General features: G+C 61.9%; 21 protein-coding genes. 11 read left to right on the forward strand and 10 right to left on the reverse strand.

Going from position 1 to position 25,117, the window contains the following annotated elements; genetic code table 11:
• Nucleotides 1-163: 163 nt before the first annotated feature.
• On the reverse strand, nucleotides 164-1,081 hold the full coding sequence (locus tag OZ911_RS13245) for a LysR family transcriptional regulator (protein WP_023049313.1): 918 nt from the start codon (nucleotides 1,079-1,081) through the stop codon (nucleotides 164-166).
• Nucleotides 1,082-1,201: 120 nt separating this feature from the next.
• Here OZ911_RS13245 and OZ911_RS13250 point away from each other — a divergent pair, with 120 nt between their 5' ends.
• The 9 genes from OZ911_RS13250 to OZ911_RS13290 all read left to right on the forward strand — a co-directional run bounded on the left by OZ911_RS13250 (nucleotide 1,202) and on the right by OZ911_RS13290 (nucleotide 12,286).
• Entirely contained in the window at nucleotides 1,202-1,960 is a 759-nt protein-coding gene (locus OZ911_RS13250) for a 5-oxoprolinase subunit PxpA (RefSeq protein WP_016486564.1), read from the forward strand.
• A 90-nt stretch (nucleotides 1,961-2,050) separates the two neighbouring features.
• Nucleotides 2,051-2,938 carry a 5-oxoprolinase subunit B family protein gene (locus tag OZ911_RS13255; protein ID WP_023049312.1) on the forward strand — a complete coding sequence of 296 codons (888 nt, stop codon included), beginning with the start codon at nucleotides 2,051-2,053 and terminating at the stop codon, nucleotides 2,936-2,938.
• A complete protein-coding gene (locus OZ911_RS13260; protein WP_024717963.1) occupies nucleotides 2,935-3,906 on the forward strand; it encodes a 5-oxoprolinase subunit C family protein in 972 nt (323 codons plus the stop codon). The genes OZ911_RS13255 and OZ911_RS13260 overlap by 4 nt, the downstream gene beginning before the upstream one ends.
• Nucleotides 3,907-4,123: 217 nt before the next feature.
• Entirely contained in the window at nucleotides 4,124-5,005 is an 882-nt protein-coding gene (gene icmH / locus OZ911_RS13265; RefSeq protein ID WP_060516590.1) for a type IVB secretion system protein IcmH/DotU, read from the forward strand.
• A 13-nt stretch (nucleotides 5,006-5,018) separates the two neighbouring features.
• A complete protein-coding gene (locus tag OZ911_RS13270) occupies nucleotides 5,019-7,103 on the forward strand; it encodes a type VI secretion system Vgr family protein (RefSeq protein WP_268968676.1) in 2,085 nt (694 codons plus the stop codon).
• Nucleotides 7,103-8,026 (forward strand): hypothetical protein, encoded by a 924-nt coding sequence (locus tag OZ911_RS13275; protein ID WP_070086989.1) that lies wholly within the window; start codon nucleotides 7,103-7,105, stop codon nucleotides 8,024-8,026. Before OZ911_RS13270 ends, OZ911_RS13275 begins: the two co-directional genes overlap by 1 nt.
• Nucleotides 8,023-11,223, forward strand: coding sequence for a T6SS effector BTH_I2691 family protein (locus tag OZ911_RS13280; RefSeq protein ID WP_268968677.1), 3,201 nt, complete (start codon nucleotides 8,023-8,025; stop codon nucleotides 11,221-11,223). Before OZ911_RS13275 ends, OZ911_RS13280 begins: the two co-directional genes overlap by 4 nt.
• Entirely contained in the window at nucleotides 11,220-12,035 is an 816-nt protein-coding gene (locus tag OZ911_RS13285; RefSeq protein WP_231995329.1) for a DUF6708 domain-containing protein, read from the forward strand. The genes OZ911_RS13280 and OZ911_RS13285 overlap by 4 nt, the downstream gene beginning before the upstream one ends.
• A complete protein-coding gene (locus OZ911_RS13290) occupies nucleotides 12,032-12,286 on the forward strand; it encodes a PAAR domain-containing protein (protein ID WP_023048176.1) in 255 nt (84 codons plus the stop codon). Before OZ911_RS13285 ends, OZ911_RS13290 begins: the two co-directional genes overlap by 4 nt.
• 205 nt (nucleotides 12,287-12,491) lie before the next feature.
• Here OZ911_RS13290 and OZ911_RS13295 read toward each other — a convergent pair whose 3' ends face one another.
• Together OZ911_RS13295 and OZ911_RS13300 are read right to left on the reverse strand one after the other, a co-directional pair.
• Complete coding sequence (locus OZ911_RS13295) at nucleotides 12,492-13,337, reverse strand: TIGR03915 family putative DNA repair protein (protein WP_016486572.1); 846 nt, start codon at nucleotides 13,335-13,337, stop codon at nucleotides 12,492-12,494.
• Entirely contained in the window at nucleotides 13,328-14,548 is a 1,221-nt protein-coding gene (locus OZ911_RS13300; RefSeq protein WP_016486573.1) for a putative DNA modification/repair radical SAM protein, read from the reverse strand. Before OZ911_RS13300 ends, OZ911_RS13295 begins: the two co-directional genes overlap by 10 nt.
• A gap of 144 nt (nucleotides 14,549-14,692) precedes the next feature.
• Here OZ911_RS13300 and mqo point away from each other — a divergent pair, with 144 nt between their 5' ends.
• Nucleotides 14,693-16,270 (forward strand): malate dehydrogenase (quinone), encoded by a 1,578-nt coding sequence (mqo, locus tag OZ911_RS13305; protein WP_023048175.1) that lies wholly within the window; start codon nucleotides 14,693-14,695, stop codon nucleotides 16,268-16,270.
• Nucleotides 16,271-16,288: 18 nt separating this feature from the next.
• On the opposite strand, the gene OZ911_RS13310 is transcribed toward mqo, so the two are convergent.
• Genes OZ911_RS13310 through OZ911_RS13330 form a run of 5 tightly spaced genes read right to left on the reverse strand, consistent with a single transcriptional unit; the run spans nucleotide 16,289 to nucleotide 21,165 of the window.
• A complete protein-coding gene (locus OZ911_RS13310; RefSeq protein WP_060516585.1) occupies nucleotides 16,289-17,818 on the reverse strand; it encodes an ArnT family glycosyltransferase in 1,530 nt (509 codons plus the stop codon).
• A 3-nt stretch (nucleotides 17,819-17,821) separates the two neighbouring features.
• Nucleotides 17,822-18,094 (reverse strand): lipid-A-disaccharide synthase N-terminal domain-containing protein, encoded by a 273-nt coding sequence (locus OZ911_RS13315; RefSeq protein WP_016486575.1) that lies wholly within the window; start codon nucleotides 18,092-18,094, stop codon nucleotides 17,822-17,824.
• Nucleotides 18,091-18,834, reverse strand: coding sequence for a glycosyltransferase family 2 protein (locus OZ911_RS13320; RefSeq protein WP_016486576.1), 744 nt, complete (start codon nucleotides 18,832-18,834; stop codon nucleotides 18,091-18,093). Before OZ911_RS13320 ends, OZ911_RS13315 begins: the two co-directional genes overlap by 4 nt.
• Nucleotides 18,835-18,868: 34 nt before the next feature.
• Nucleotides 18,869-19,843 carry an NAD-dependent epimerase/dehydratase family protein gene (locus tag OZ911_RS13325; RefSeq protein WP_023048172.1) on the reverse strand — a complete coding sequence of 325 codons (975 nt, stop codon included), beginning with the start codon at nucleotides 19,841-19,843 and terminating at the stop codon, nucleotides 18,869-18,871.
• The gene (locus OZ911_RS13330; protein WP_016486578.1) at nucleotides 19,831-21,165 is read right to left on the reverse strand and encodes a UDP-glucose dehydrogenase family protein; all 1,335 of its coding nucleotides are present in this window, start codon (nucleotides 21,163-21,165) and stop codon (nucleotides 19,831-19,833) included. Before OZ911_RS13330 ends, OZ911_RS13325 begins: the two co-directional genes overlap by 13 nt.
• A gap of 244 nt (nucleotides 21,166-21,409) precedes the next feature.
• On the opposite strand from OZ911_RS13330, the gene OZ911_RS13335 reads away from it, so the two are divergent.
• Nucleotides 21,410-22,456, forward strand: coding sequence for a class I SAM-dependent methyltransferase (locus tag OZ911_RS13335; protein ID WP_023048171.1), 1,047 nt, complete (start codon nucleotides 21,410-21,412; stop codon nucleotides 22,454-22,456).
• A gap of 108 nt (nucleotides 22,457-22,564) precedes the next feature.
• Here OZ911_RS13335 and OZ911_RS13340 read toward each other — a convergent pair whose 3' ends face one another.
• Together OZ911_RS13340 and OZ911_RS13345 are read right to left on the reverse strand one after the other, a co-directional pair.
• Complete coding sequence (locus OZ911_RS13340) at nucleotides 22,565-23,809, reverse strand: saccharopine dehydrogenase family protein (RefSeq protein WP_003248123.1); 1,245 nt, start codon at nucleotides 23,807-23,809, stop codon at nucleotides 22,565-22,567.
• A 33-nt stretch (nucleotides 23,810-23,842) separates the two neighbouring features.
• Nucleotides 23,843-24,940 carry a carboxynorspermidine decarboxylase gene (locus OZ911_RS13345; RefSeq protein ID WP_016486580.1) on the reverse strand — a complete coding sequence of 366 codons (1,098 nt, stop codon included), beginning with the start codon at nucleotides 24,938-24,940 and terminating at the stop codon, nucleotides 23,843-23,845.
• Nucleotides 24,941-25,117 lie beyond the last annotated feature (177 nt).

The raw sequence follows: 25,117 nt of genomic DNA on the forward strand, positions 1-25,117 counted from the left end.
CGGCTGAAACCTGTGATGGCCTCTTCGCGGGTAAACCCGCTCCCACATTGACCGCGTCGCACCAGGGGCGGTGGCTTATTCAGCTAGCCACTGTCCTCAAGGCCGGTGCAGTAACTGTGGGAGCGGGTTTACCCGCGAAGAGGCCGGCCCTGCCAGTACACCCTCAGCGCCGGGCGGACAACTGCTGGGGCGCCAGGAACGCATCATGGAAGTAATTACGCACGGCCTGCATCGCCGGGCTGAATGCCCGCTCACGGTGCCAGGCCAGCCCTACACTCATGGGTGTGACCGGGTCGCTGATGGTCACCGTCTCGATGCGCTTGCCCTCCAGCGACCAAGGCCTGTGCACCAGATCTGACAAGATCGCCACACCACTGCCATTGGCAACCATGCTGCGCACGGCTTCCACCGAACTGGTCCGCACCCGCACGCTCGGGCGCTGCCCGGCCAGTTCCCAATAACGCATGGCGCTTTGCTCGGCCTCATCGACAGTCAACAGGATGAACGGCTCACAGGCGACATCGGCCAGGCTTACCGCCGAGCGCTCGCACAGCGCATGGTGGCCAGGCAGCCACAGCCGTCGCTCGGAGTTGAACAGTGTCTCCGAGACAATGTCGGGGTGGGTGAGGTTGGCGGTGAGCACGACCGCCATGTCGAAACGTCCCTCCAGCAAACCCTGCTCGATGGCGCTGCGCTCCTGCTCGTACAGCTCCAGGGTCACATCGGGGTGCCAGTGTTCCAGACGCTGCAGATGGTGTGGCAGGAAGTAGCCGATCACCGTATAGCTTGCCGCCAGGCGCAGCAGGCCGCTGGCGCGCACGTTCGGCAGCGGGCTGTTCAGCGCGTCGTCAACACTGCGCAGGATCACGTAGGCGCGGTTCAGGAAGTGGCGGCCGGCCTCGGTCAGGCTCATGCCTTGGGCCGAGCGCTGGAACAGCATCACGCCAAGCATGGCTTCCAGTTCCTTGATCGCCGTAGTCACCGCCGACTGAGAGATGTTCAGGTGGATGGCTGCCTGGGAAATCTGGCCGATCTCGGCGGTGGCAACGAAGTAGCGGACCTGACGCAGGGTCAATGACACAGTGGGCTCCTGAGGTATCTGATTTTCCGAAGACTCCCCATCTGTTTATAGATCTTCCCAAGGGGGTAAGGAGAATCTAACGTGGCTTGCATGCAGTCACAAGCACCAGGAGAGACGGTCATGCAGGTGGTGGATTTCAACTCGGACATGGGTGAGGGATTTGGTCCGTGGACTATTGGCGACGGTGTCGACAGCGAGCTGATGGGCTATATAAGCACGGCCAACATCGCCACGGGCTTTCATGCCGGCGACCCCGGCACCATGCGCCGCACCGTCGAGCGGGCCAAGGCCCTCGGCGTGGCGGTGGGGGCGCACCCGGGCTTTCGCGACCTTGTCGGCTTTGGCCGCCGGCATATCAACGCGCCAGCCCAGGAACTGGTCGATGACATGCTCTATCAGCTGGGCGCACTGCGTGAAATTGCCCGTGCTCAGGGGGTGAGTCTGCAGCACATCAAACCCCACGGCGCGCTTTACATGCACCTGGCGCGCGACGAAGAAGCCGCCCGCCTGCTGGTGGAAAACCTGCGGGTGATCGAGCCGGAACTGCTGCTGTACTGCATGCCGGGCTCGGTGATCTGCCGTGTTGCCCAAGCACTTGGTCAACCGGTGGTTCGCGAGTTCTACGCCGACCGTGAGTACGACCTGAGCGGCTCGATCGTATTCACCCGCAATGTGCGGGGCCATGAGCCCAAGGCGGTCGCCGAGCGCGTGTTGCGGGCATGCCAGCAAGGCCTGGTGCGTACGGTCGAAGGGCAGGACCTGGCCATCGAATTCGACTCCATCTGCCTGCACAGCGATACCCCGGGTGCACTCGACCTGGTCGAGGCCACACGCAGGGCGCTGGACGCGGCCGGTATTGTGGTGCGTGCGCCACGCTGAACCTGTGAGGTATCCGGCACAGACAAGCCGGAGCCCGTGCATTTTGTTTTCGCCTGCCTTTCTATAAAGATTCCAAGAAAAGGAACAGTCATGGCCGAACCGCTTGCTACAACCCCGATCCGCTACAGCTTCGGCGCCGACGAGCACCTGTTTGCCGAAGTCAGCGAAAGCATGTCGCTGGAAGCTTTCTTCAAGGGCATGGCCGTCACCCGCGCAGTGGAGCGGCTGGCGCTTGATGGTGTGCTGGACGTGTGCCTGGCCAATGCCTCGTTCCAGATCCGCTTCGACCCGGACCGTATCGCGCCGCAGGCGCTGCTTGAAGCGGTGCAAGGTGCCGAAGCCCAGGCTGTGGCCGAGCGTTCGTTGCAGACGCGGATCATCGAGATCCCGGTGCTGTACAACGACCCCTGGACCCATGAGACCCTGATGCGTTTCCGTGACCGCCACCAAGACCCGGCCAGCACGGACCTGGAGTACGCGGCGCGCATAAACGGGCTGGCGGATGTCGATGCTTTTATCGCCGCCCACAGTGGTGCGCCGTGGTTTGTGTCGATGGTCGGCTTCGTGGCTGGCCTGCCCTTCATGTTCCAGATGGTCGAGCGTGATCGGCAGCTGCAGGTACCCAAATACCTGCGCCCGCGTACTGACACGCCCAAGCTTACCCTGGGCCATGGCGGTTGCTTCGGTTGCATCTACTCGGTGCGTGGGGCGGGGGGCTACCAGATGTTCGGCGTCACCCCGGCACCGATCTACGACCCTGGGCAAACACTGAACTACCTGAAGGCGCACATGGTGTTTTTCCGCCCGGGTGACATCGTGCAGTTCAAGCCCATTGATCGCCGGGCCTACGACCAGGCAGTGGCAGATGTGGAAGAGGGCCGTTTCGACTTGCGTATTCGCCCGGTCGAGTTCTCCCTGGATGCCTTCCTTGCCGACCCGGTCGGTTACCCCAAGTCGCTGCAGGAGGTACTGGCATGATCAAGGTACTCAAACCCGGCCTGGCCACCTCGGTGCAGGACCTGGGCCGTGAAGGCTACTACCACCTGGGCATTCCGCCGTCCGGTGCACTCGACCAGTACGCCCTGCGCGCGGCCAACCACCTGGTGGGCAACCCAGCGGGCGCAGCCGCCCTTGAGTGTGCGCTGGTGGGGCCGGAGCTGGAGTTCCAGCAGGATGCGCTGGTGGCGGTATGCGGTGCACAGATGCCCGCTTTGCTGGAGGGCCGCGAGCAGCGCCCCGACACGGCATTTGCGGTGCGCGCCGGGCAGGTGCTGCGCTTCGGCTTTCCCACGGCGGGCGCCCGTGCCTACCTGGCCGTGGCCGGTGGTATCGATGTACCTGAGGTGCTCGGTAGCCGCTCCACCTACGCGCTGGGGGCATTGGGCGGGTTCCAGGGGCGCAAGCTGATGGCAGGTGACGTGCTGCCGGTTGGTGTGCCCAGCGGCACGACCCGCGCCGGCGCAAGCCTGCCCATGGCCCTGCGCCAGGCCCTGGGCGGCGAGGTGGTGGTGCGGGTGGTGCCGGGGCTGTACTTTCATCGCCTGACCGAAGACGCAGCACAAAGCTTCTTTACGCAGGCCTGGACAGTCGGCTCCGAAGCGGACCGTATCGGCTATCGCTACAAAGGCGGCAGCGCCTTGGGTTTCCAGCCGCGGGAGCAACCGTTCGGTGCCGGCTCGGACCCGTCCAACATCGTCGACAGCTGCTACCCGATCGGTTCTATCCAGGTGCCAGCGGGGCTGGAACCGATCATCCTGCACCGTGATGCGGTATCGGGTGGCGGCTACGCCATGATCGGCACGGTGATCAGCGCCGACCTCGACCTGATCGGCCAGATGCAGCCCAACCAGCAGGCAAGGTTCCTGGCGGTGAGCCTGGAGCAGGCGCTGGAGGCGCGGCGATCATACAAGAAGAAACTGGCCTGCCTGGCCAGGCTCTTTGGCTGAGCGCAACGCGCTTGTGGAAGCGTTGTGCGATCCCTGCAGGAGCGGAAAACCCGCTCTTTCAGGGCCCTATTCTCTAGCAGGATGCTGCCAGCGGAATGTTTGGAAACTAGATTCAGAGAAGGATCCTACAAGCATTTGGGAAGCCCCAGACTCCTTGGAGAATTGATTCCCCGATAGTGTTCATGTCTTCAGTTTTCTCGAAGACAAGGACCCCTTCATGCCCGGCCCATCCGATCTGCCTCCGGTAAAACCCGACAGCGCTGTCGATGCCCATGACGCTTCAGAACGCAGCGTTTACGCGATGCTCGAAGTGCCGGAGGGTAGCGATTCACCCTATCCGGCTGACCAGGGGCAGCGAGCAGGTGACCCGGATTTTGAAGGTTACCCCGGCGACCCGGAGTTCCAGCTGCGTGGCGGCTTCGAAAACCTGATGCTCGACGCGGCGAGCCCGCTGTTCGGTCTGGTCATTCGCCTGCGCACGCTGGATGACCTGCCCAACATCGCCTATGTGCACAAGACCGTGCAAAACCAGGTCAGCAACATCCGCGAAGAAATCCAGCAGCACGGCTACCCCATCGTGCACCAGGAAGTCTATTCCTATGCCCTGTGCCTGTATCTGGACGAGGCCGTGATGAGCCGCCCCTGGGGCAACAATTCGTGCTGGAGCCACGAGCCGCTGCTCAGCATCTTCCACGACGAAACCCAGGGCGGCGAAAAGATCTTCGTGCTGCTCGAACGGGTCATGCAGGCGCCCAAGGAATTCCAGGATGTCCTGGAGTTCCTGTACTACTGCTTCTGCCTGGGCCTGCGGGGCAAGCACGCCCTCGACCCCAAGTGCGAAGACATCATCAACGCCCTGATCTCGCGCATGCACACGGTCATCCGCGAACTGCGTGGCCCCCTGCCGCAAGAGGTGTGCGACCCCTACACCAACGTCGTTCATTGCCCCCACCGCCCGCGACGCTGGGAGTGGCCCTGGTGGAGCCCGCTGGTGATCTCGGCCGTCGCCATGGTCTGCGCTTACAGCTACTACAGCTACCGCCTCGACCTGCTCACCGCCGAAGTCCTGGAATCGCTCGACGCGATTCTGCAGCAGTAGCAGGGGACGCCACATGCCTAGCCAATCCGATTTGCGCTTTACCTTCCAGCCGCTGGTGGGCCGGAGTGAATTCGAAGTGGTGTCGTTCGAGCTGGACGAAGCCATCAGCACGCCGTTCCAGCTGAAGCTGGAACTGGTCAGTTTTGAAGACGATGTCGACTTCGGTCAGTTGCTCGACAAGCCGGTGCTGTTCACGATCTGGCACGGCGAGCGCCCGCTGCGCTACGTGCACGGCCTGGTCAGCACCTTCAGCCAGGGTGAAACGGGCTTCCATCGCACCCGTTATCGCGCCCTGGTCGAACCCGTGCTGGCCCGCGCCGGGCTGCGCTCGAACTGGCGCATCTTCCAGCAGAAAACCGTGCCGCAGATTCTCGAGATCATGCTCAAGCGCCAGGGTATCACCGGCTACGAGCTGAGAAGCATCGACAAGCACGAGGTGCGCGAGTTCTGCGTGCAGGCCGGTGAAACCGACCTCGACTTCATCGCCCGCCTGGCCGCCGAAGAGGGTTTCGTCTACCGCTTCGAGCACACGCCAAAACTACACAAGCTGCTCATCACCGACCGGCTGCTGGGGCTGGGGCAGCTCAGCCAGGGCGCCATCAAGCCCGATGACGATGACGAGGACGAAGGCTTTTTCGAGCCGGACGACACCGACCCCAACCAGGTGCTGTACCACGCCAACAGCGGCGGCGATCAGGCCAGGCCGTGCCTGCGCCGCCTGCGTTACAGCGAGCAGGTACGTACCGCGCGCCAGGTGCAGCGCGACTACACCTTCACCCACCCGGCCTACCGCCAGGAGCAGCGTGCCGAGGGCAGCGACCTCAGGCACCAGTCCACCACGTACGAGCGCTTCGACTACCCCGGTCGCTACAAGCGCGAGGCCGTCGGCGCCCCCTTCACCGCCACCCGCATCACAGCCTGGCGCCATGACGCCCACCTGGCCGAGGTCGAAGGCGACGATGTGCGCCTGCAACCGGGGCTGAGCTTCACCCTGATCGGGCACCCGCGCGAAGACCTGAACAGGCATTGGCGGGTAAGCCGCGTGCACCACGAAGGCACCCAGTTCACCAGCCTTCAGGAGGAAGCTGCAGGTGCCCGGCAAGGTACCCGCTACTGCCAGGAGGCTGTGCTGGTGCCCGGCAGAACCGAATGGCGCCCGGCGCCGTTGCCCAAGCCGCGCATCGACGGCCCGCAGATGGCAACGGTGGTGGGGCCCAAGGGCGAGGAGATCTACTGCGACCCATGGGGCCGGGTGAAGGTCAGCTTCCCCTGGGACCGGGAAAGCCAGGACAACGAGTTCAGTTCCTGCTGGGTACGCGTGTCGCAAGGCTGGGCCGGCGGCAGCTGGGGTTCGATGGCCATTCCGCGCATTGGCCAGGACGTGATCATCCAGTACGTCGACGCTGACCCGGACCAGCCGATGATCACCGGGCGCACCTACTGTGGCAATCAGCTGCCGCCGTATGACCTGCCCAAGCACAAGACGCGGATGACCATCAAGAGCCAGACCCATAAGGGCGATGGTTTTAACGAGCTGCGTTTCGAGGATGAACTGGGCAAAGAAGAAGTGTTCATCCATGCCCAAAGGAACCAGGTCAATGTGGTGGGCAATGACGAAACCACGACTATTGGGCGCAATCGCGTGGAGCAGGTCGGTAATGATGAGCAACTGAGCATCGGCAGCAACTTCCGCCAGGACACGGCCCGTGACCATATCCAGGTCATTGGGCAAAACAGCCGTGTGGACATCAAGCATGACCTGAACGAACAAGTGGGCAACAACCGCAGCCAGACAACGGGGGCCAACCAGCGTGTTGTCATCGGCAACAACAGCGAGCTTGTGATCAAAGGGGCTCAATCGATCAGCGTCGGGCAGGGGGTGCAACAACGCACGACGGTCTATCAGTTGCTGGCCAGTGAACGCATCGAGTTCAGAAGCCCTGGCGCCAGCATCGTGCTGGATGCCCAGGGCATTACCATCAGCGGCTTGACACTCGACCTGCAGGGGCAGACCAAGGCGACTGGCGAAGGGAACGCCAGTAGCGAGCCACTTGAGCTTACGCCTGACGCCAGCAACCAGTGCGAGGCCAAGTCGTGATGAGTAGCGAGGCCTTGGCCAACATCATAGAAGGGCACCATGCGGCGCACCTGCATTGTCATGTACTGATAGACCCCCTTGCCATCGCGGGTAGAAGCGACCATGCACTGCTTGCACAACTGCGCGAAGCGTTGGGCGAGGCCGCGTTGACCCGAGTGCACAGGGCCGATCTGGCCCATGTACCCCACCTGCACCCGGTACTGGTATGCCTGGCCTCACCCGGAGCGATGCCCAGCCGCACGCTGCTGGAGCTGACCGCGCGCACAGCGCAAAGAGGGCTGCATCAGCGCCGTCGCTACCTGAGCGGCTGGCTGTTCAGTGAGGCTGCGCCGGTCACCCTAGCCGCCCATGTCTCGGCCCTGTGTCGAATACCCAATGCCGAGCGGGCGTTCAGCTTCTATCCGGTCTACGAACCTGTTCGCCTGGAATTGCTTGCAGCAACGTTCGAACGGGTCGAGCAAGGCCCGTGGTGGCCGGTCAGCAACTGGCTGTTCCTGAGCAGTGGCGGCAGATTGTCGAGCCTGAAAGGGCAAAGCGGGCAGCGCCATCCTTTGCCGGGGCCTGCCCGGCGCATCCAGGATGACGTGCCGTTGATCGAGCAAGTGCTGGCTATGTGGAGAGTGTTGCGCGCGGGCTCGCACGACGCGAGCCATTGCCAGATACCGCCATTTGCCGCCGTGCGTGTCTCCAACCATATCGATGACGCTCGCGGACTGGGCTTGAGCACACAGGAAGACATTGTGGTGTTTGCCCTCCATCACCTGTGCATCCACCCCAGGCTCCATACCGTTGCCGCGGTGCGCAGGATGGTAGACGCCGCCGTCGGCGATCACCGACCGCTCGCCCCGATGCTCGCCCGCTACTCCGAGGCGCAATGGTGCCATCTGATCGATCCCCTACCTGAAGCCGAGAGGCGCTTATGACCCTCAGCCAACGTATCGCCATTGCGGCAGCCGAAGCCGGGCTGCCGCACGACCAGTGCATGTCCTGCGAGCGCCAGGGCCTGCCGATCCTGCCGCTGCGCCGCGCCTTGGTGCCGGATGCGCGCCCAGGTTGCGTCACCACCGTCGCCGGTAGCCTGCACGTTACAGCCAAGATGGGCCTGCGCACCTTGCGCATGGGTTACCTGTATGTGCTGCTGGACCAGCAGGTCTGGCATGCCTACGAAGTCAGCGAACAGGGCCACCTGCGCCGCTTCAACCCCTATGAACCGTCAGACGGCCTGCCCGCATCGCTGCCTGAAAAGTGCGTGAATGAAAACCACGATATCCCTTCTGCCTTCCTGAACATTGATACCGACCGGTATGGCACAGCCTGGCTGGCCTTCTCCAGCGATGCCTGGCCGGTCAGCGTGCTGAATGCCTACAAGAAGGGCCAGGCGCCCGCGCACCGCTTCGAGGGGGTCGACCTGACCCAAGCCCGCAACAACCCTGAATTGCTGGGCATTGCCATGACGCCCGACAACCTGCAGGTCGACAAGGAGGTGTTCGAGTACGCACAGCGCGGCTGTTCACCGTTCGACAGTGCACATGGGTTTCACAGCCGCTGGCTGCGCCGGTTTGCCATGCGGGGCTATCTGGTCAACGCGATGACCCGGCACACGCTGGAGAACGGCGTGCTGGCGGTGGTGCTCGACGATACCGTTGGGCTGATTCAAGAGTTCAACCATCAGCGCCTGAACTGGGTGGTGAAGCGTCAGCTCTGGCGTGAGGACCCCATGCGCGCCTACCAATTACAGACTTCGCAGATCCTGCAGGCCATTCGCGCCACGCAGCGGGAGTGGGCGGCGCAGAAGGTGCCTTCGCTGGAGCCGATGGCGGGTAGAGGGCCGTTTGTACCGGTTGATCCGACGGTAGAGCGGCCGCGCATGGTCAAGCAAGCGATGAAGGACAGCGACGATAAACTCGAACAGCGCTACCACGAACCGCAACGGGCGGCGTTCCAGGCCGGGTATGACCAGCAGGAAGCCGAGTTCCAGCGCTTCATCGACAAGGACGCCCGTGCTTACGCCGCGCTGTTCGACACGCCCATGTTCAAGGTGGCCGAGCAGTATGATTACGACGGCGATCATCGTGAATCTGGCGTAGCGTATGCCAAGACCATGGCGCTGTGCCTGGGTGGCGGGATTACCGAGGCGATTGTGCCTGGCGCGGCTCCTGCGGCCGGCACCAGCGAAACCCTCTGGCTGAAATGGCTAGAGGATCCAGACAGCCCACCCTACCGCGCATTGCTGATGCGCGACCGTACGTTGTTGGCTGGCCTGCTTCCCAGCTTTTCTGCTGCCGAAACCATCAACTGGAATGACAGCGACAAGCTTTACTCGATGCTGAGCAAAATCATCGCCAGCGACGATGCCGGCTTGCGCATGCGCAACACCCTCAAGCAAGCCATTGCCGAAACCCAAGGCGCGCTCAACGCCGCCAGCCAACGCTTGTCGCCCAATTTGCCACCTGGCATTCAGACCGCCGTGCGGCACCTGAACAGTGCAACCCAGTTCCTGTACAACGGCGTGCACCTCATCGAGCTGGAAGTGAAGATGAAGCTGGGCGAGTACTACGCCCTGCAGAGTGCCCATTTACGCGAATTGCAGCACAAGGCCAATGCCTCGATTGCCGAGGCCAGGGACCGGATGCATCGCAACATCGCTGACATCGACATTCATTCGACCAAGGCCTGGAACAAGGTGCGGCCGATCATCCAGCACGGGTTGATGAGCTTGGCCGTGCTGGACCCGCGGTTTACCAACACCATGATTAGTGTCTCGGTGTGGGTCGAGGGTACCGCGGCGGACGTGCATGGTCGGTTGTTTGAGGAAGCCAACATGAAGGTAACTCAGGCAAGCAGCTTGGCGCAGCGTACCTTGGTGGAGGTCTCGGTCGCGGCGGGGACGCTGGAGGCGGATGCGCGAAAGGTGTTGCAGGGCATGCGTATTACTTCGCAGCAGGCGGCGCAGTTGGTGCGAACTGGTTTTAGCGGCTTGCGGGGTGTGGCGGGAAGCTGGGAAGTACTGCTGGCGATTGGAGGGCTGTACTTGCAATCCGACAGCCTCGAAAGAAATCAGGAAAAAGCGGAAGCGGAGATTGGGTCCAAGGCGCATGAGGCCAGTTTGGCGTTGCAGGGTTCGCAATTGGGGTTGCTGGGCGGGCAAATTGAGCTGATTGGGCTCGTGCTGAGGTCAATACCCGGGGCTAAGGGCGCGGCGGGAACTGGCGTTTCGCTAATCAAGTTTGGTGCAATTATTAGTGCAATAGCCGGGATATTTGATACGGCGCAAGCATTTGCTGCAGCAAAGCGCGTGCTAGCAGCAGGAGACAACAGAGCCGGAGCTATATATATCGGGGCGGGATTTGGGCTCACCGTTTCAACTGGCGTATTTGTGTGTGCAGTATTTAAACCGCTTATATTAGGGCCTTTAGGGTTGGCAGTGATGCTGGCGCTCACGGCGTACGCAATCAGCAAGTGGGCTGAAGGAAACGAATCTGTAGCCTTGGAGCGATGGGCGCGACGCTGCTGCTTTGGCAAAGCTGATGAGAAGCCAGCCGTATTCTGGGGCAGCCCGGAATATGCGGATATTGCGTTTGCAGAGCTTAATGCGGCGACCCTGGGTGTTTGCGCGGCGATTAACTTCGAGTCCAATCGGTCAATCAATTCGGCTGCGCCCAGGATAGGAGGGTTGGTCAGTTTGGAGTTAGAGCATAAACTTAAATTTCAAGTCGTGTTACCTGGTTACAGTGATGAATGCTCAGCTTTTCGCTTGGTCCTCGTAGTGCATCGGCATGGTGATGGCAATTTTCCCGACTTCATTGGTGGAGAAACTGTGCTTGTGGATGAATATCAGGCTCTCCCGATTGAGGCTCTCACTAAAGCGGCAAGATTTTCTGGTTTTTCTCAGCCAAGACTACCCGACTATAGAAAAAATATTTCAGTGAATAGAAAGCGTAAATCCGAGAGGTCAGAGGATTTGGCAATATCTTGGCTGGAAATCACTGGGGTTGCAGAACTGATGCCGACTATCGGGTCGCACACCATAGGTGCTGCGACGCTGCTAGTAATGTACTGGCCAGATACAGCGCTGCCGGATGCTTATATTGAGATTTGCGTCAAGGAGCTTAACGAGTGAAAGCCAAGCCTAGAGCTCTTTGGGATAGGGCTTTGTTTTGGAGCTATGATCTGCCTGATGTGAGTTCGCAGTCAGCTCCGCGTTTTGGTGTTGAGGATGTTAAGCCAGCGCCGAATTATCTTGATGATGTGTGCCTAGAGCTTCCGAGGTCGAGTGTCAGTTTGCGTGGTGTTGCGGCTCTGGTAGGAGGGGCAACTTTAGTCATATCATTTGGAATGGCCATATATCTATATTCGCTAATGTTGAATGTTAATTGGTCGCGTGACTGGTTTGTTTGCCTCGTCATGGTTTTATTGCCGCCGATCGCCATGTGGGCACTTGCATCCCATGTAAAGATGGACCTGATGCTCCCAAGGGACGAACCCATTCGTTTCAATCGCCTGCGTCGGAAAATCTATCTCTACCAATTTAGATTCAACTACATCTATCTTTTCAGCCGCAAACACTGGGGCGTCAAACCTGTCGCCTACAACTGGGACGACGTAACCGCCGAGGTCTACCGCGTCTATGCCCCCGGCCACGGCGGCCTGATAGAAAACGTCATGCTGTCGGTCCGCAACCCTGAAACCAACGAAGTCATCGACCGCGTCTTCTTCACCCACGACCTTTACCACGGCGAGGCCTACTGGGCCATCGCCCGGCTGTTCATGCAACAAGGCCCCGAAGCCTTGCCAAAGTTCGTGCACCCACCCCGCGACTGGAACGATGACGATGGCCTCAGCCACATGCACTGCCTGGCGCCGAAAGTTGAATGGCCAGCGGACATTGACCGCGAATCCCGTACTGCACCGTCTGAAGGAGAAGCCCTATGAATCCGGTTGTACTTGTAGGCCACCAACACAACTGTCCGCTGCATGGGGTAAACCAGGTCGAAAGCGGGAGCGCTACGTATACGTTTAACGGCAGGCCGGTTGCCAGGGTAGGTGACCTGACCACCTGTGGCGCGGTGATAGAGAGTGGGGCCGGGCATTTCCTGATCGAAGGTGCGGCGGTGGCCCGCAAAGGCGACCGGACGGATCACGGTGGTGTGCTTGAGGAAGGGGATGCTGGGTGGCTGCTGTAAGAGGGGCTTGTGAAGCAGGTATTGAAGTCGATGGCACCGGCTACGCCGGTGTTCGCGGCTAAAGCCGCTCCCACAAAGATGGTGTGTGACCTGGACTTGCGCCGTACCAGCAGGCAACGCGGTGGATGGCCCGGGCTTCGCCCGCTCCCACAGTGATCGTGCAAGCCTTAAGACGCCATGCAAGACAACGTGAGACAGTTAGTTTTCAGCTATCTGCTGGCGCGTTGATCTGTTTGCCGGGTTTGGCGGCAATTTCAAGGGCTTGGCCGTCCCGCTGTTTGCCTTGGCGGGCCAGGCCTTCGAGTTGCGGTATCAGCATGCCTTCCGGCAAATGCCGCCAGAACCGCCCGGGCATGTGCAGGCGCAGGGCATCGGGGTTGAGGCGGGCGGGGTTGAAGGTATGGCGGTAATAGGTGCGCCATAGTTCGGCACCCGGGTCTTCAGCGTTGCGCGCCCATTGCTGCCAGCGCTCGGGGCACCGACGTTGGTAATCGAACACCTGTCCGTCGAACCGAATGCCATCCTGTGGTGTGGCGATCAACCAGCGCAAACGCCCCAGGCGATCGGCAAAATGGGGGCTGGCACTCTCCAGAATGTCATGCGCCGGTTCGTGGTAGGCGACCAGATCAAGTTGCAGCCGTTCTGCCAACGCTTCTGGCAACGGCACGAAGCGCACAAACGCATGCAGGTGATGCGCCTCTCGGCTGACTTGCTTGATGCGCCGTTGCAGTTCACTGCCCAATCGGTCGCCCGCCAGCATGGCCGTGCGGTCACCATGGGCCACCCGCCAGAGCACTTCGTACAACAGGTTCCACCGTTGCTCGCCGCAGTAACGCGCAGCCTGTTCCAACTGGTTCAGCAGCGCGGCAGGCACCTTGGCGCGAAAAGGGCCAGGGCCTTCGGGGGGCGACGCAGGCACTGCCAGCAGGTCTGCCATCGGGCCTTGTGACCAGGTGACTTGCGAAGGGTCGATGCCATGCCCGAGCAACACGCGGGCCTGATCCCGCCACGTGACGAACCGGTCATCGCAGTTGAGCGCAATCATCCCCACAGCCCCATCTGCACGGGTGCCTGCGGCTCCCGCAAACGTGCCCGCAGCAAGCCGCTGCGCAGCTCCCCCTGGGCTGGGCGGTAATCGCTGGTGACGATGAACGGCCGCGCCTTGTCCAGCACGCAGCGCAACTGGATCAGGTCGTCATAGCGGATTCGCCGTTCCCGGCGCAGCGCGACCAGGCGTTGCACGCTACGCAGACCAATACCGGGAATGCGCGCCAGCAGCGCAGGCTCGGCGCGGTTTACATCCAGCGGAAAAACGTCACGGTTGGCCAGCGCCCAGGCCAGCTTGGGGTCGATATCCAGCGCCAGGTTGCCGCTTTGCCCAAGCAGCTCACCCGCCTTGTAGCCGTAGCCACGCAGCAGGAAGTCGGCCTGGTAAAGGCGGTGCTCGCGCAGCAGCGGTGGGGCAGCCAGGGGCACGCTGCCCGGGCTGTCGGGGATCGGGCTGAAGGCTGAGTAATACACGCGCTTCAGGCCGTAACCTTGGTACAGCGACTCGGCATTGCGCAGCAGGGTGCTGTCGTCGGTGCTGTCGGCGCCGACGATGACCTGGGTGCTTTGCCCGGCAGGGGTAAAGCGCGGGGCCTTGGGTTCGTTGGCCACGGCTTGCTGGCCCTGGTGAATGACGCCCATGGCCTGACGGATGGTATGCGCGTGTTTTTCTGGCGCCAGGCGCTTGAGGCTGGCTTCGGTGGGCAGTTCGATGTTGACGCTGAGGCGGTCGGCCAGTCGGCCAGCCTCTTCGATCAGCAGCGGGTCGGCATCGGGGATGGTCTTGAGGTGAATGTAGCCGCGGAAGTTGTGCTCTTCGCGCAACAGCCGAGCTACGCGGATCAGCTGTTCCATGGTGTAGTCCGCCGAACGGATGATGCCGGAGCTGAGGAACAGGCCGCTGATGCAATTGCGTCGGTAGAAATCCAGAGTCAGGCGTACCACTTCCTCAGGGCTGAAGCGCGCGCGGGGGACGTTGCTGGAACGGCGATTCACGCAGTACTGGCAGTCGTACAGGCAGAAGTTGGTCAACAATACCTTGAGCAGCGATACGCAACGGCCGTCGGGGGTGTAGCTGTGACAGATACCCATGCCGTTGGTGGCGCCCAGGCCGTCGCCGCCGCGCGAATTGCGCTTGGGCGCACCGCTGCTGGCGCAGGATGCGTCGTACTTGGCGGCGTCGGCCAGGATGCCGAGCTTGGCGATGAGTTGCATGGGTCTGTCTCTTTGTACTGAATATTCATACAGTATTTTGAGATGTCCCGGATTGCAAGTGGTTGTACGCCAGCCATGCCCGAGTAAATCCGTCAGCTAAGCTTGAGGCTGACTTACGGAGAGCAACGAGGCGCGGAAAAGGTTATGAAAATTACCCTGAAGCCGGAGCTGGCACTGGCCGGGCTGGCCTTGGCCTTTGGCATGCTCAACGCCCAGGCTGCGGAAACCAGGAAGGTCGATGTCATGCTGGTGGGCGGTGGCATCATGAGCGCCACGCTGGCGGTCTGGCTCAACGAACTGGAGCCGGGCTGGTCAATGGAAATGGTCGAGCGCCTGGACAAGGTGGCCGAAGAAAGCTCCAACGGCTGGAACAACGCAGGCACCGGCCACTCGGCCCTGGCCGAACTCAACTACACCCCGGAAAAAGACGGCAAGATCGACATCAGCAAGGCGGTGGAGATCAACGAGTCGTTCCAGATCACCCGCCAGTTCCTGGCCTGGCAGGTCAAACAGGGGGTTTTGAAGAACCCGCATTCGTTTATCAATACCACGCCTCACATGAGTTTCGTCTGGGGTGACGACAACATCCGCTTCCTGAAGAAGCGCTATGAAGCGCTGCAGGCCAGCCCGTTGTTCAAGCCCATGCAGTACTCCGAGGACCATGAGCAGATCCGCAAATGGGTACCGTTGATGATGGAAGGGCGCGATCCAAACCAGAAACTGGCGGTAACCTGGACCCCGATTGGCACCGACGTCAACTTTGGCGAGATTACCCGGCAATATGTGGGCTATCTGCAGACCCGGCCGAACTTCGATCTCAAGCTGTCCACCGAGGTACAGGAAATCACCCGTAACGGCGACGGTTCCTGGCATGTCGAGTACAAGAACCTCAACGATGGCAGCAAGGCGGCCACCGACGCCAAATTCCTGTTCATTGGTGCCGGCGGTGCGGCGTTACCCCTGCTGCAGAAGTCGGGCATCGACGAAGCCAAGGACTATGCGGGTTTCCCGGTCGGCGGTTCGTTCCTGGTCACTGATAACCCGGCCATCGCCCAGCGGCACATGGCCAAGGCCTACGGCATTGCCGCCACCGGTGCGCCACCCATGTCGGTGCCGCACCTGGACACCCGGGTGCTCGATGGCAAGCGCATGATCCTGTTCGGGCCGTTCGCCACCTTCTCGACCAAGTTCCTCAAGCAAGGCTCGCTGCTCGACCTGCTTGCCAGTACCAGCGTGCACAATGCCTGGCCGATGGTACGGGTAGGGGTACGCGAGTTTGACCTGGTGCAGTACCTGGTCGGCCAGGTGCTGCAATCCGACAATGACCGCTTCGAAGCGCTGCGCACCTACTTCCCCGAGGCGAAGAAGGAAGACTGGCGGCTGTGGCAGGCGGGCCAGCGGGTACAGATCATCAAGAAGGACGAGGCATTGGGTGGCGTGCTCAAGCTCGGTACGGAGGTGGTGATGTCCAGGGACGGTAGCATCGCCGGGTTGCTAGGTGCCTCGCCGGGGGCCTCGACCGCGCCACCGATCATGCTCGATGTGCTCAACAAGGTGTTCAAGGACAAGGTAGCAACGCCGCAATGGCAGGGTAAGATCAAACAGATCATCCCGTCCTACGGAACGCGCCTGAACGACCACCCCGACCAGGTATTGAAGGAGTGGGCGTACACCAACGAGGTGCTGCAACTCGATCCGCCAGCCGGCACCGCTGCGCCGTAGCACGGCGGGGCGCAGGTTTTAACGAGCCACGGGCGCGTCTGCCCAGGCAAAGCGGTAGACGTGACTCGGGGGAGTGGTTTGGCACATGCCGTTGTCGGCATCGGCACGCACTACATACCACTCAGCCCGCGAAGTCTCGCCAAGCTTGCGGGCCTTGTCGGCACTGAAGCAGCGGCCCAGTTCAGAGGCCGGGATCAGGGCGAAGGCGGTGGGGTTGTGGCGCAGCCAATAGACCGCCGCATCCGCCCTGGATTGTCCGGTAAAGCCGAAATGCACGATGGGCTGTCGGGCAAACAGCCAATGCCCTTCGCGCCAGTTGACCAGCACCAGCTCGGCACCGCCGGTGGCGCGTGCCGCTTCGCTCATCAGCGTCTCATGCGGGTTGCGGCCCTCCTTCAGCGGCTCGACGAAGCCGCGGGCGAACCACAGCGCGAACCATAGCAGGGCCACGGCGACAAAGGCTTTGCGCCAGGCCGGCCGGCCCAGCAACCAGCGTTTGAGCAGCCACGGTATCAGCGGGGCGATGGCCAGCACCAGGCCCGGCAGCGCTGGGAAGATGTACAACTTGCGCTTGCCGCTGCTGAGGCTGAAAAACAGCAGCACCAACGCCACCCAGCCGAGTAGCAGCAAGAAGCGCCCGTCGCGCTTTTGCAGCTGGCGTCGCCAGGCCGGTACCAGCCAAGGCAGGGCCAGCACCAGCGGCAGCCAGTACTTGGGAATGACCTTGACGAAGAAGTACCAGAATGGCTCGCGATGGTCCCAGGCATTGGTATAGCGGCTGGCGGTCTGGCGCAGCAAGATTTCCTTGAGGTAGGCCAGCTCCGCTGCGCCACCGCCCTGGGCGATCGACATCAGCAGGGGCACAAGCCACACCGCGCAACCGGCCAGCAGGCAAAGCAGCCCAAGGCTCCAGCGCCAACCCTGGCCAGGCATGGCCACAACGCCGTGCCAGCCTTGGCGCACCGCCCAGGCATAGGGCAGCAGCATCAGCGCCGGGACAAAGCCCACGCCTTTGCTGATGATGCCCAGCCCCATGGCCGCACAGGCCAGGTAGAACCAACCCCACGCCGGCCCCAATAGCAGGTGGCGCACCATGCCATAGAAACCCAACGCCACCCACAGGCACAGGAAGCTGTCGATCTGTCCGGTGCGCAGGATGCTGTAGCTCTGGTAGGTGGCCAGGAACAGCAAGGCGGCGATCACGCCAATGCGCCGGTTCCACAGGCGCCGCCCCAGGTCGTGCAGCACCCAGGTGATGGTTGCCGCCGACATCAACCCGGGCAGGTAGAGGGCAACCTTGGGCGAGCCGGTCAGTTGGCTGAACAGGGCCACGGTCCACATGAACAGCGGCGGCTTGTCGCCGTAGATTTCCGCTGCCCGGTGGGGGATGAACCAGTTGCCGCTTTGCAGCATTTCCAGGGCTACGCCGAGAAAGCGCTCTTCATCCACATTCATCGGCTGTCGCCAGCCGATACCTGCACCCACCAACACTACGGCGAGGGCAATCAGGGCCAGGCGTTCGGCCCCAAGCGTCTTGAACCTCGGCAAGGGCTATTCCTTCTGTTCCTGGTGGCGGGCGATCAGTTGCAGGTTGCGCAGGTAGACCAGAAAGCCGAAGCTCTGGCCGATGATGAACACCGGGTCCTGGCGGTAGATGGCGTAGGTCAGCAGCAGCGCACTGCCGAGCATGCTCAGGTACCAGAAACCTACCGGGATCACGCTGCGGCGCTTGAACTCGCTGTACAGCCACTGCAGCACGAAGCGCCCGGTGAACACCGCCTGACCGGCGAAGCCGATGATCAGCCACAGGGTTTCGCGGGTCATCCTTCAAACTCCTGCGGGCGGCTGCCCAGGCGGGTGCGGCGAATCAGCCACCACACCCCGAACAAGTCGAGGATGCCGACAAGGGCGCGGTCCAGGTTGCCGTACTTGGACACCCCGGCATGGCGTGGTCGGTGATTGACCGGGTGCACCAGCATGCGGCCGTTGTGGCGCAGGATCAGGGCCGGGATGAAGCGGTGCATGTGGTCGAAGTAAGGCAGGCGCAGGAAGGCTGCGCGCTCGATCAGCTTCAGCCCGCAGCCGGTGTCTGGCGTGGCGTCTTTGAGCAGGCGGCTGCGCAAGCCGTTGGCAACACGCGAAGCCCAGCGCTTGCTCGCGCTGTCTCGGCGGTTGACGCGGTGCCCGGCGACCAGTTTCACGCCACCGGCCAATGCCTGGTTGGCGCGCACCAGGTCGAGCATGCCAGGGATGTCTGCCGGGTCGTTCTGGCCGTCGCCGTCGAGGGTGGCCAGCCAGTGGCCGCGGGCAGCCTGCGCGGCGTGCCAAAGCGAGGTGCTCTGGCCCAGCGAGCGTTCGTGGCGCAGTATGCGCAGCTGCGTGTAACCCTGGCTTTTCAGTTGCTGAAGTACGCTCAGGGTGCGATCGCTGCTGCCGTCATCGACCACCAGTACTTCATAGTCTTCGGCGGCCAGTGCGGCGCGGATTTCCATCAACAATGATGGCAGGTTGTCGACCTCGTTCCTGGCGGGGATCAGTACCGAGAGGTCAAGTGGATCTGTCATGAGGCTACCTGTGGTCTTGTTGTGAGTGCGCGGCTCAAACCCGGTAAAAATCCCGGTACCAGCCAACGAAAGCGTTAATGCCGTGTTCCAGCGATGTGCCCGGGGTGAAGTCGACCCAGCGCGCCAGCGAGCCCACATCGGCCCAGGTCTCCAGCACGTCTCCCGCTTGCAGTGGCAGGTAGTCGCGCTGGGCCTTGATGCCCAAGGCGTCCTCCAGACACTCGACGAAATGCAGCAGCCGCACCGGCTGGCCGCGACCGATGTTGAACAGCTGGCAGGGCGGTCGCCCGTGGGCAGGCTGTGGTGGCTTCAGGCGCAGGCGCAGGATGCTTTCGACAATGTCGTCGATGTAGGTGAAGTCGCGCCCCATCAGGCCGTTGTTGTAGATCTCGATCGGGCGTCCTTCGAGCATGGCGCGGGTGAACTTGAACAGCGCCATGTCGGGGCGGCCCCAAGGACCGTAGACGGTGAAAAAGCGCAAACCCGTGGTCGGTAGGCGATACAGGTGAGCATAGCTGTGCGCCATCAGCTCATTGGCGCGCTTGCTGGCGGCATAGAGCGACACCGGCTGCTCGACCGGATCGTCGACGCTGAACGGCAGCTTGGCGTTGGCGCCGTACACCGAGCTGCTGGAGGCGTAGATCAAGTGGCGCGGCGGTTGCTGGCGGCAGGCTTCGAGCATATTGAGGAAACCGACCAGGTTGGCCTGGCCATAGGCGCCGGGGTTGTCCAGCGAATAGCGCACCCCGGCCTGGGCCGCCAAGTGGATCACTTCACTGAACGCCTGCCCGCTGAACAGCTGTTGCAGGTCGACGCTGTTGGCGATGTCGAGGGGCTGGAAGCGGAAATTGGCGAAGCTGGACAGCTGTTGCAGGCGCGCCCGTTTCAGCTCGACACTGTAGTAGGCATTGAGGTTGTCGATGCCGATCACCTCGATGCCAGCCTCGCACAGGCGGCACGCGACGTGGAACCCGATAAAGCCGGCCACACCGGTAATCAGTACGGGCATGCTGGCTGCACCTGGCCGCGGCCGATACCGTAGTAGGTCAGGCCGGCGGCGGTCATGTGCTCGGGTTCAAACAGGTTGCGGCCGTCGAACACCACTCGATCGGCCAACAGCTCCTGCACCTTGTCCAGATTCAGCACACGATAGTCCTGCCACTCGGTGACGATGACCAGCGCATCGGCGCCTTCCAGTGCATCGTCCTTGCACGGCACCAGTTGCAAATCGGCGCGCAGGCCGTAATGCCGAAGGATTTCGTCCATCGCCTGCGGGTCGTGGGCCTGTACTCGCGCGCCAGCAGCCCACAGCGCTTCCAGCAAGGTTCGGCTGGAGGCTTCGCGGATGTCATTGGTGTTGGGCTTGAACGACAAGCCCCACAGGGCGAATACCTTGCCCCGCAGGCCATCGGGATAATGCCGCTGGATCTTGCTGAACAGCCGACCCTTCTGATGTTCGTTGACCGACTCCACCGCACGCAGCAACTGCGCCTCGAAGCCTTCAGCCTCGGCGCTGCGGCGCAGGGCTTGCAGGTCCTTGGGGAAGCACGAGCCGCCAAAGCCGCAGCCGGCGTAGATGAAGTCGTAACCGATGCGCGGGTCGGAGCCGATGCCGCGGCGCACCATTTCGATGTCGGCCCCCAGGTGCTCGGCCAGGTTGGCGATTTCGTTGATGAAGGAGATCTTGGTCGCCAGCATGCAGTTGGCCGCATACTTGGTCAGCTCGGCGCTGCGTGCATCCATGATCATGAGTTTTTCGCGGTTGCGGCTGAACGGCAGGTACAGCTCGCGCAACAACGCCACCTCGGCCGGTTCGGCGCCGCCGATGATGATGCGGTCCGGCCGCATGCAGTCGTCCACGGCCGAGCCTTCCTTGAGAAACTCCGGGTTGCTGATTACCTGGAAGCGAGCGGGGGCGGCGACGGACTGGGCTATGCGCGACTTGATGCGGTGCACCGTGCCGACCGGCGCGGTGGACTTGTTGACGATCACCGCGCCGTCAGCGTGTTCGAGAATGCTGTCGACCACGGCGAACACCTGCTTCAGGTCAGCGCTGCCATCGGCTTGCGGCGGTGTGCCGACTGCAATGAACTGCAGCCTGGCGTAGTTGGCTGCTGCCCTGGCGTCAGTGGTGAAGCGCAGGCGGCCACAAGCCAGGTTTTTTTCCAGCATCGGCGCAAGGCCGGGCTCGAAGATCGGGCAATGGCCTTCATTGAGGGTGGCGACCCGCTCAGCGTCGACATCCATGCACAACACCGAGTGCCCCACCTGCGCCAGGCACACTGCCTGGGTGAGGCCGACATAGCCGGTACCGAAAACCGTGACTTTCATCGTTCAGCTCCTTGATAGGAAAGCTGAAAAAAAATGTCACAGTGTTGTTTAGGATTTGTTACCTGATGGATGAATTGAGCCGCTATGTGGTCGGGATCCCGTTGCGTGCGGGCAGAAGATCTAGACTTACCCAGTGCTCGCGATAACGCGCTGTAGGGCGAGCACAAACCCTTGAACCGACCACCGCCTCCCCGGATCGGAGTTCCCTCGCTGGCGATGGCCTTCTTGCAGAGGAGGGCAGGTCATGGACGAGGCAAGGCTTCACGATTTCATGGGCAAGCTGGTGGGCGACATGGGCGCAGCGGCGACCCTGGCCAATGTCATCCTGGGCGACGAACTGGGGTTGTATCGAGCGATGGCTGATAGCCAGCCAATTACCCCCGAAGCGCTGGCGGAAAAAACCGGCTGCCATCCGCGGCTGGTGCGCGAATGGCTGAACGCCCAGGCCGCTTCGGGTTACATGGCACACGTCAAGGGCTCTTTTGTGCTGCCCGAAGAGCAGGCCATGGCCCTGGCGCTGGAGGACTCCCCGGCTTATATGGCCGGTGGGGCCGCCGTGATCGCTGCGCTGTTCCATGACAAGGACAAGCTGGTCGCGGCCATGCGAGGCGATGGCGGGCTGGCCTGGGGGGACCACCACCCCTGCATGTTCAGCGGTACCGAGCGGTTTTTCCGACCCGGCTACCGTACGTTTCTGGTCGCTGAGTGGTTGCCAGCGCTCGAGGGTGTGGTGGCCAAGCTACAGGCGGGGGCCAAGGTCGCGGATGTAGGCTGCGGGCATGGCGCCTCGACGCTGGTCATGGCCCAGGCGTTTCCAGCGTCTACCTTCGTCGGCTACGACTATCACGGGCCTTCCATCACCACCGCCAACGATCGTGCGCGTGAGGCGGGGCTAGCCGAGCGGGTGAGTTTTCAGCAGGCCAGTGCGAAGGATTACCCGGGGCATGACCATGACCTGGTGTGCTTCTTCGATTGCCTGCACGACATGGGCGACCCGGTGGGGGCGGCCAAGCATGCCTATCGGGCGTTGAAGGCTGACGGCACGGTCATGCTGGTAGAACCTTTTGCCGAGGATTCGCTGGACGGCAACCTGACGCCGGTAGGGCGCTTGTTCTACGCAGCCTCTACCTTCATCTGCACGCCGAATTCGCTGTCGCAGGAGGTGGGCTTGGGGTTGGGTGCGCAAGCCGGTGAGGCGCGCTTGCGGGCGGTGTTCGAGGAAGCGGGGTTCGGCCGCTTCCGGCGTGCGACGCAGACACCGTTCAACCTGATTCTGGAAGCTCGGAAGTAGGGTGTGGTCCTGCACGGGCCTTTTCGCGGGCTTGCCCGCTCCCACAGGATCATTACAGGGCCTGGAAACGCAGAAGGGGCGCCATGTGGCGCCCCTTCTGTTTGTTGCTTAGGCTTCAGCGTCCCAAGGACGATCGCCTTTTTCATCTTTGACGCGGGTTGGCAGGCCCATCACGTCAAGCGCCTTGAGGAACGGCTCGGCTGGCAGCTCCTCGACGTTGACCATGCGCTTGGCATCCCATTCGCCACGGGCAACCAGCAGGGCGGCAGCCACTGGCGGTACACCGGCGGTGTAGGAAATGCCCTGGCTGTCGGTCTCGGCGTAGGCTTCTTCGTGGTCTGCCACGTTGTAGATGAACACTTCGCGCGGCTGGCCATCCTTGGTGCCTTTGACCAGGTCACCGATGCAGGTCTTGCCGGTGTAGCCAGGGGCCAGGGAGGCCGGGTCTGGTAGAACGGCCTTGACCACTTTCAGCGGTACCACTTCCAGGCCTTCGGCCGTTTTTACCGGTTGCTCGCTGAGCAGGCCCAGGTTCTTCAACACGGTGAACACATTGATGTAGTGCTCGCCGAAGCTCATCCAGAAACGCACGTTCGGCACGTTGAGGTTCTTCGAAATCGAGTGAACTTCGTCGTGGCCGGTCAGGTAAAGGTTCTGCGAGCCTACCACTGGCAGGTCGTCGGTACGCTTGACCTCGAACATGGTGTTGCTGGTCCACTGGCTGTTCTGCCAGCTCCACACTTGCCCGGTGAACTCACGGAAGTTGATTTCCGGGTCGAAGTTGGTGGCAAAGTATTTGCCATGCGAACCGGCATTGACGTCGAGGATGTCGATCGAATCAATGCTGTCGAAATACTGCTGCTGCGCCAGTTTGGCGTAGCTGTTCACCACACCCGGGTCGAAACCGACGCCGAGAATGGCGGTAATGTTCTTTGCCTGGCACTCTTCGAGGTGTTTCCACTCGTAGTTGCCATACCACGGCGGGGTCTCGCAAATCTTGCCCGGCTCTTCGTGGATGGCGGTGTCCAGATAGGCGACACCCGTATCGATGCAGGCACGCAGCACCGACATGTTGAGGAAGGCGGAACCTACGTTGATCACGATCTGCGATTCGGTCTCGCGGATCAGCGCCTTGGTTGCCTCGACATCGAGGGCATTGAGCGAGAAGGCCTGGATGTCGGCGGGTACCTTGAGGCTACCCTTGGCCTTGACGCTGTCGATGATGGCCTGGCATTTGGAGATGTTCCGTGACGCGATAGCGATACGACCCAGTTCGTCGTTATGCTGCGCGCACTTGTGGGCCACCACCTTGGCGACACCTCCTGCACCAATGATAAGAACGTTCTTCTTCAATTTACCTTTTGCTCCTTACTTGGAAAGCCGGCCTTACGACAGGCTGGAAACGTAGTCTTCGAAACCGAACTCGCGGACGACTTCGACGCTGCCGTCGAGTTGCTTGACCACGATGGATGGCATCTTCAGGCCGTTGAACCAGTTTTTCTTGACCATGGTGTAACCCGCCGTGTCGATGAACGACAGGCGATCGCCAATGGCCAACGGGCGATCGAATTGGTACTCGCCGAAAATGTCACCGGCCAGGCACGACTTGCCGCAGACCATGTAGGTGTGCTCGCCGTCGTTGGGGGCCATCTTGGCGTTGAGGCGGTAGATCAGCAGGTCAAGCAGGTGTGCTTCGATCGAGCTGTCGACCACGGCCAGGTGCTTGCCGTTGTACAGGGTGTCGAGCACGGTCACTTCCAGCGAGGCGCTGTTGGTGATGGCTGCTTCGCCCGGCTCCAGGTACACCTGCACGCCGTACTTTTGCGAGAAGGCTTTGAGGCGCGCGCAGAAGGCGTCTACCGCATAGTCTTCACCGGTGAAATGGATGCCGCCACCGAGGCTGACCCACTCGACCTTGTGCAGCAGGTGACCGAAGCGCTCTTCGATGTGCGTGAGCATCTTGTCGAACAGGCCGAAGTCGCCGTTCTCGCAGTTGTTGTGGAACATGAAACCGGAGATCTGTTCGATCACCTGCTCGATCTTGGCAGGGTCCCATTCGCCCAGGCGGCTGAACGGACGTGCCGGGTCGGCCAGCAGGTAGTCAGAGCTGCTGACCTGCGGGTTGACGCGCAGGCCGCGCACTTTGCCTTCGGACTGTTCGGCAAAGCGCTGCAGCTGGCCGATGGAGTTGAAGATGATCTTGTCGCAGTTCTCGAGCATTTCCTCGACCTCGTCGTCGGCCCAGGCCACGCTGTAGGCGTGGGTCTCGCCGGCGAACTTCTGGCGGCCGAGCTTGAGCTCGAAGAGGGAGGACGAGGTGGTGCCGTCCATGTACTGCTGCATCAGGTCGAACACCGACCAGGTGGCGAAGCACTTGAGGGCGAGCAGCGCCTTGGCACCGGAGTGTTCGCGCACGTAGGCGATCTTCTCCATGTTGCTGAGCAGCTTGGTTTTATCGATGAGGTAATACGGCGTCTTGATCATTTAAAGGCCCCCGGCCAGGCCGGCCAAAAAAAGGACACGCATTGTGCCTTCACTTGCCGCAGACCGAAAGGGTGCGATACGCATTTCGTCAGGGTTGACGCCGTTGCGAGGGCATTTTTCCGGTTGCGGCGGGCTCAGTAGAACAGGCGCATGTGACTGTCGTAATCACCACCGACG

It is taken from the genome of Pseudomonas fortuita, assembly GCF_026898135.2.
GTDB classification, from domain to species: domain Bacteria; phylum Pseudomonadota; class Gammaproteobacteria; order Pseudomonadales; family Pseudomonadaceae; genus Aquipseudomonas; species Aquipseudomonas fortuita.

Coding starts and splice junctions, on each gene's coding strand:
- OZ911_RS13250 (WP_016486564.1), top strand. CDS start 1,202: ATGCAGGTGGTGGATTTCAACTCGGACATGGGTGAGGGATTTGGTCCG.
- OZ911_RS13255 (WP_023049312.1), top strand. CDS start 2,051: ATGGCCGAACCGCTTGCTACAACCCCGATCCGCTACAGCTTCGGCGCC.
- OZ911_RS13260 (WP_024717963.1), top strand. CDS start 2,935: ATGATCAAGGTACTCAAACCCGGCCTGGCCACCTCGGTGCAGGACCTG.
- icmH (WP_060516590.1), top strand. CDS start 4,124: ATGCCCGGCCCATCCGATCTGCCTCCGGTAAAACCCGACAGCGCTGTC.
- OZ911_RS13270 (WP_268968676.1), top strand. CDS start 5,019: ATGCCTAGCCAATCCGATTTGCGCTTTACCTTCCAGCCGCTGGTGGGC.
- OZ911_RS13275 (WP_070086989.1), top strand. CDS start 7,103: ATGAGTAGCGAGGCCTTGGCCAACATCATAGAAGGGCACCATGCGGCG.
- OZ911_RS13280 (WP_268968677.1), top strand. CDS start 8,023: ATGACCCTCAGCCAACGTATCGCCATTGCGGCAGCCGAAGCCGGGCTG.
- OZ911_RS13290 (WP_023048176.1), top strand. CDS start 12,032: ATGAATCCGGTTGTACTTGTAGGCCACCAACACAACTGTCCGCTGCAT.
- OZ911_RS13300 (WP_016486573.1), bottom strand. CDS start 14,548: ATGCAACTCATCGCCAAGCTCGGCATCCTGGCCGACGCCGCCAAGTAC.
- mqo (WP_023048175.1), top strand. CDS start 14,693: ATGAAAATTACCCTGAAGCCGGAGCTGGCACTGGCCGGGCTGGCCTTG.
- OZ911_RS13315 (WP_016486575.1), bottom strand. CDS start 18,094: ATGACCCGCGAAACCCTGTGGCTGATCATCGGCTTCGCCGGTCAGGCG.
- OZ911_RS13320 (WP_016486576.1), bottom strand. CDS start 18,834: ATGACAGATCCACTTGACCTCTCGGTACTGATCCCCGCCAGGAACGAG.
- OZ911_RS13325 (WP_023048172.1), bottom strand. CDS start 19,843: ATGCCCGTACTGATTACCGGTGTGGCCGGCTTTATCGGGTTCCACGTC.
- OZ911_RS13330 (WP_016486578.1), bottom strand. CDS start 21,165: ATGAAAGTCACGGTTTTCGGTACCGGCTATGTCGGCCTCACCCAGGCA.
- OZ911_RS13335 (WP_023048171.1), top strand. CDS start 21,410: ATGGACGAGGCAAGGCTTCACGATTTCATGGGCAAGCTGGTGGGCGAC.
- OZ911_RS13345 (WP_016486580.1), bottom strand. CDS start 24,940: ATGATCAAGACGCCGTATTACCTCATCGATAAAACCAAGCTGCTCAGC.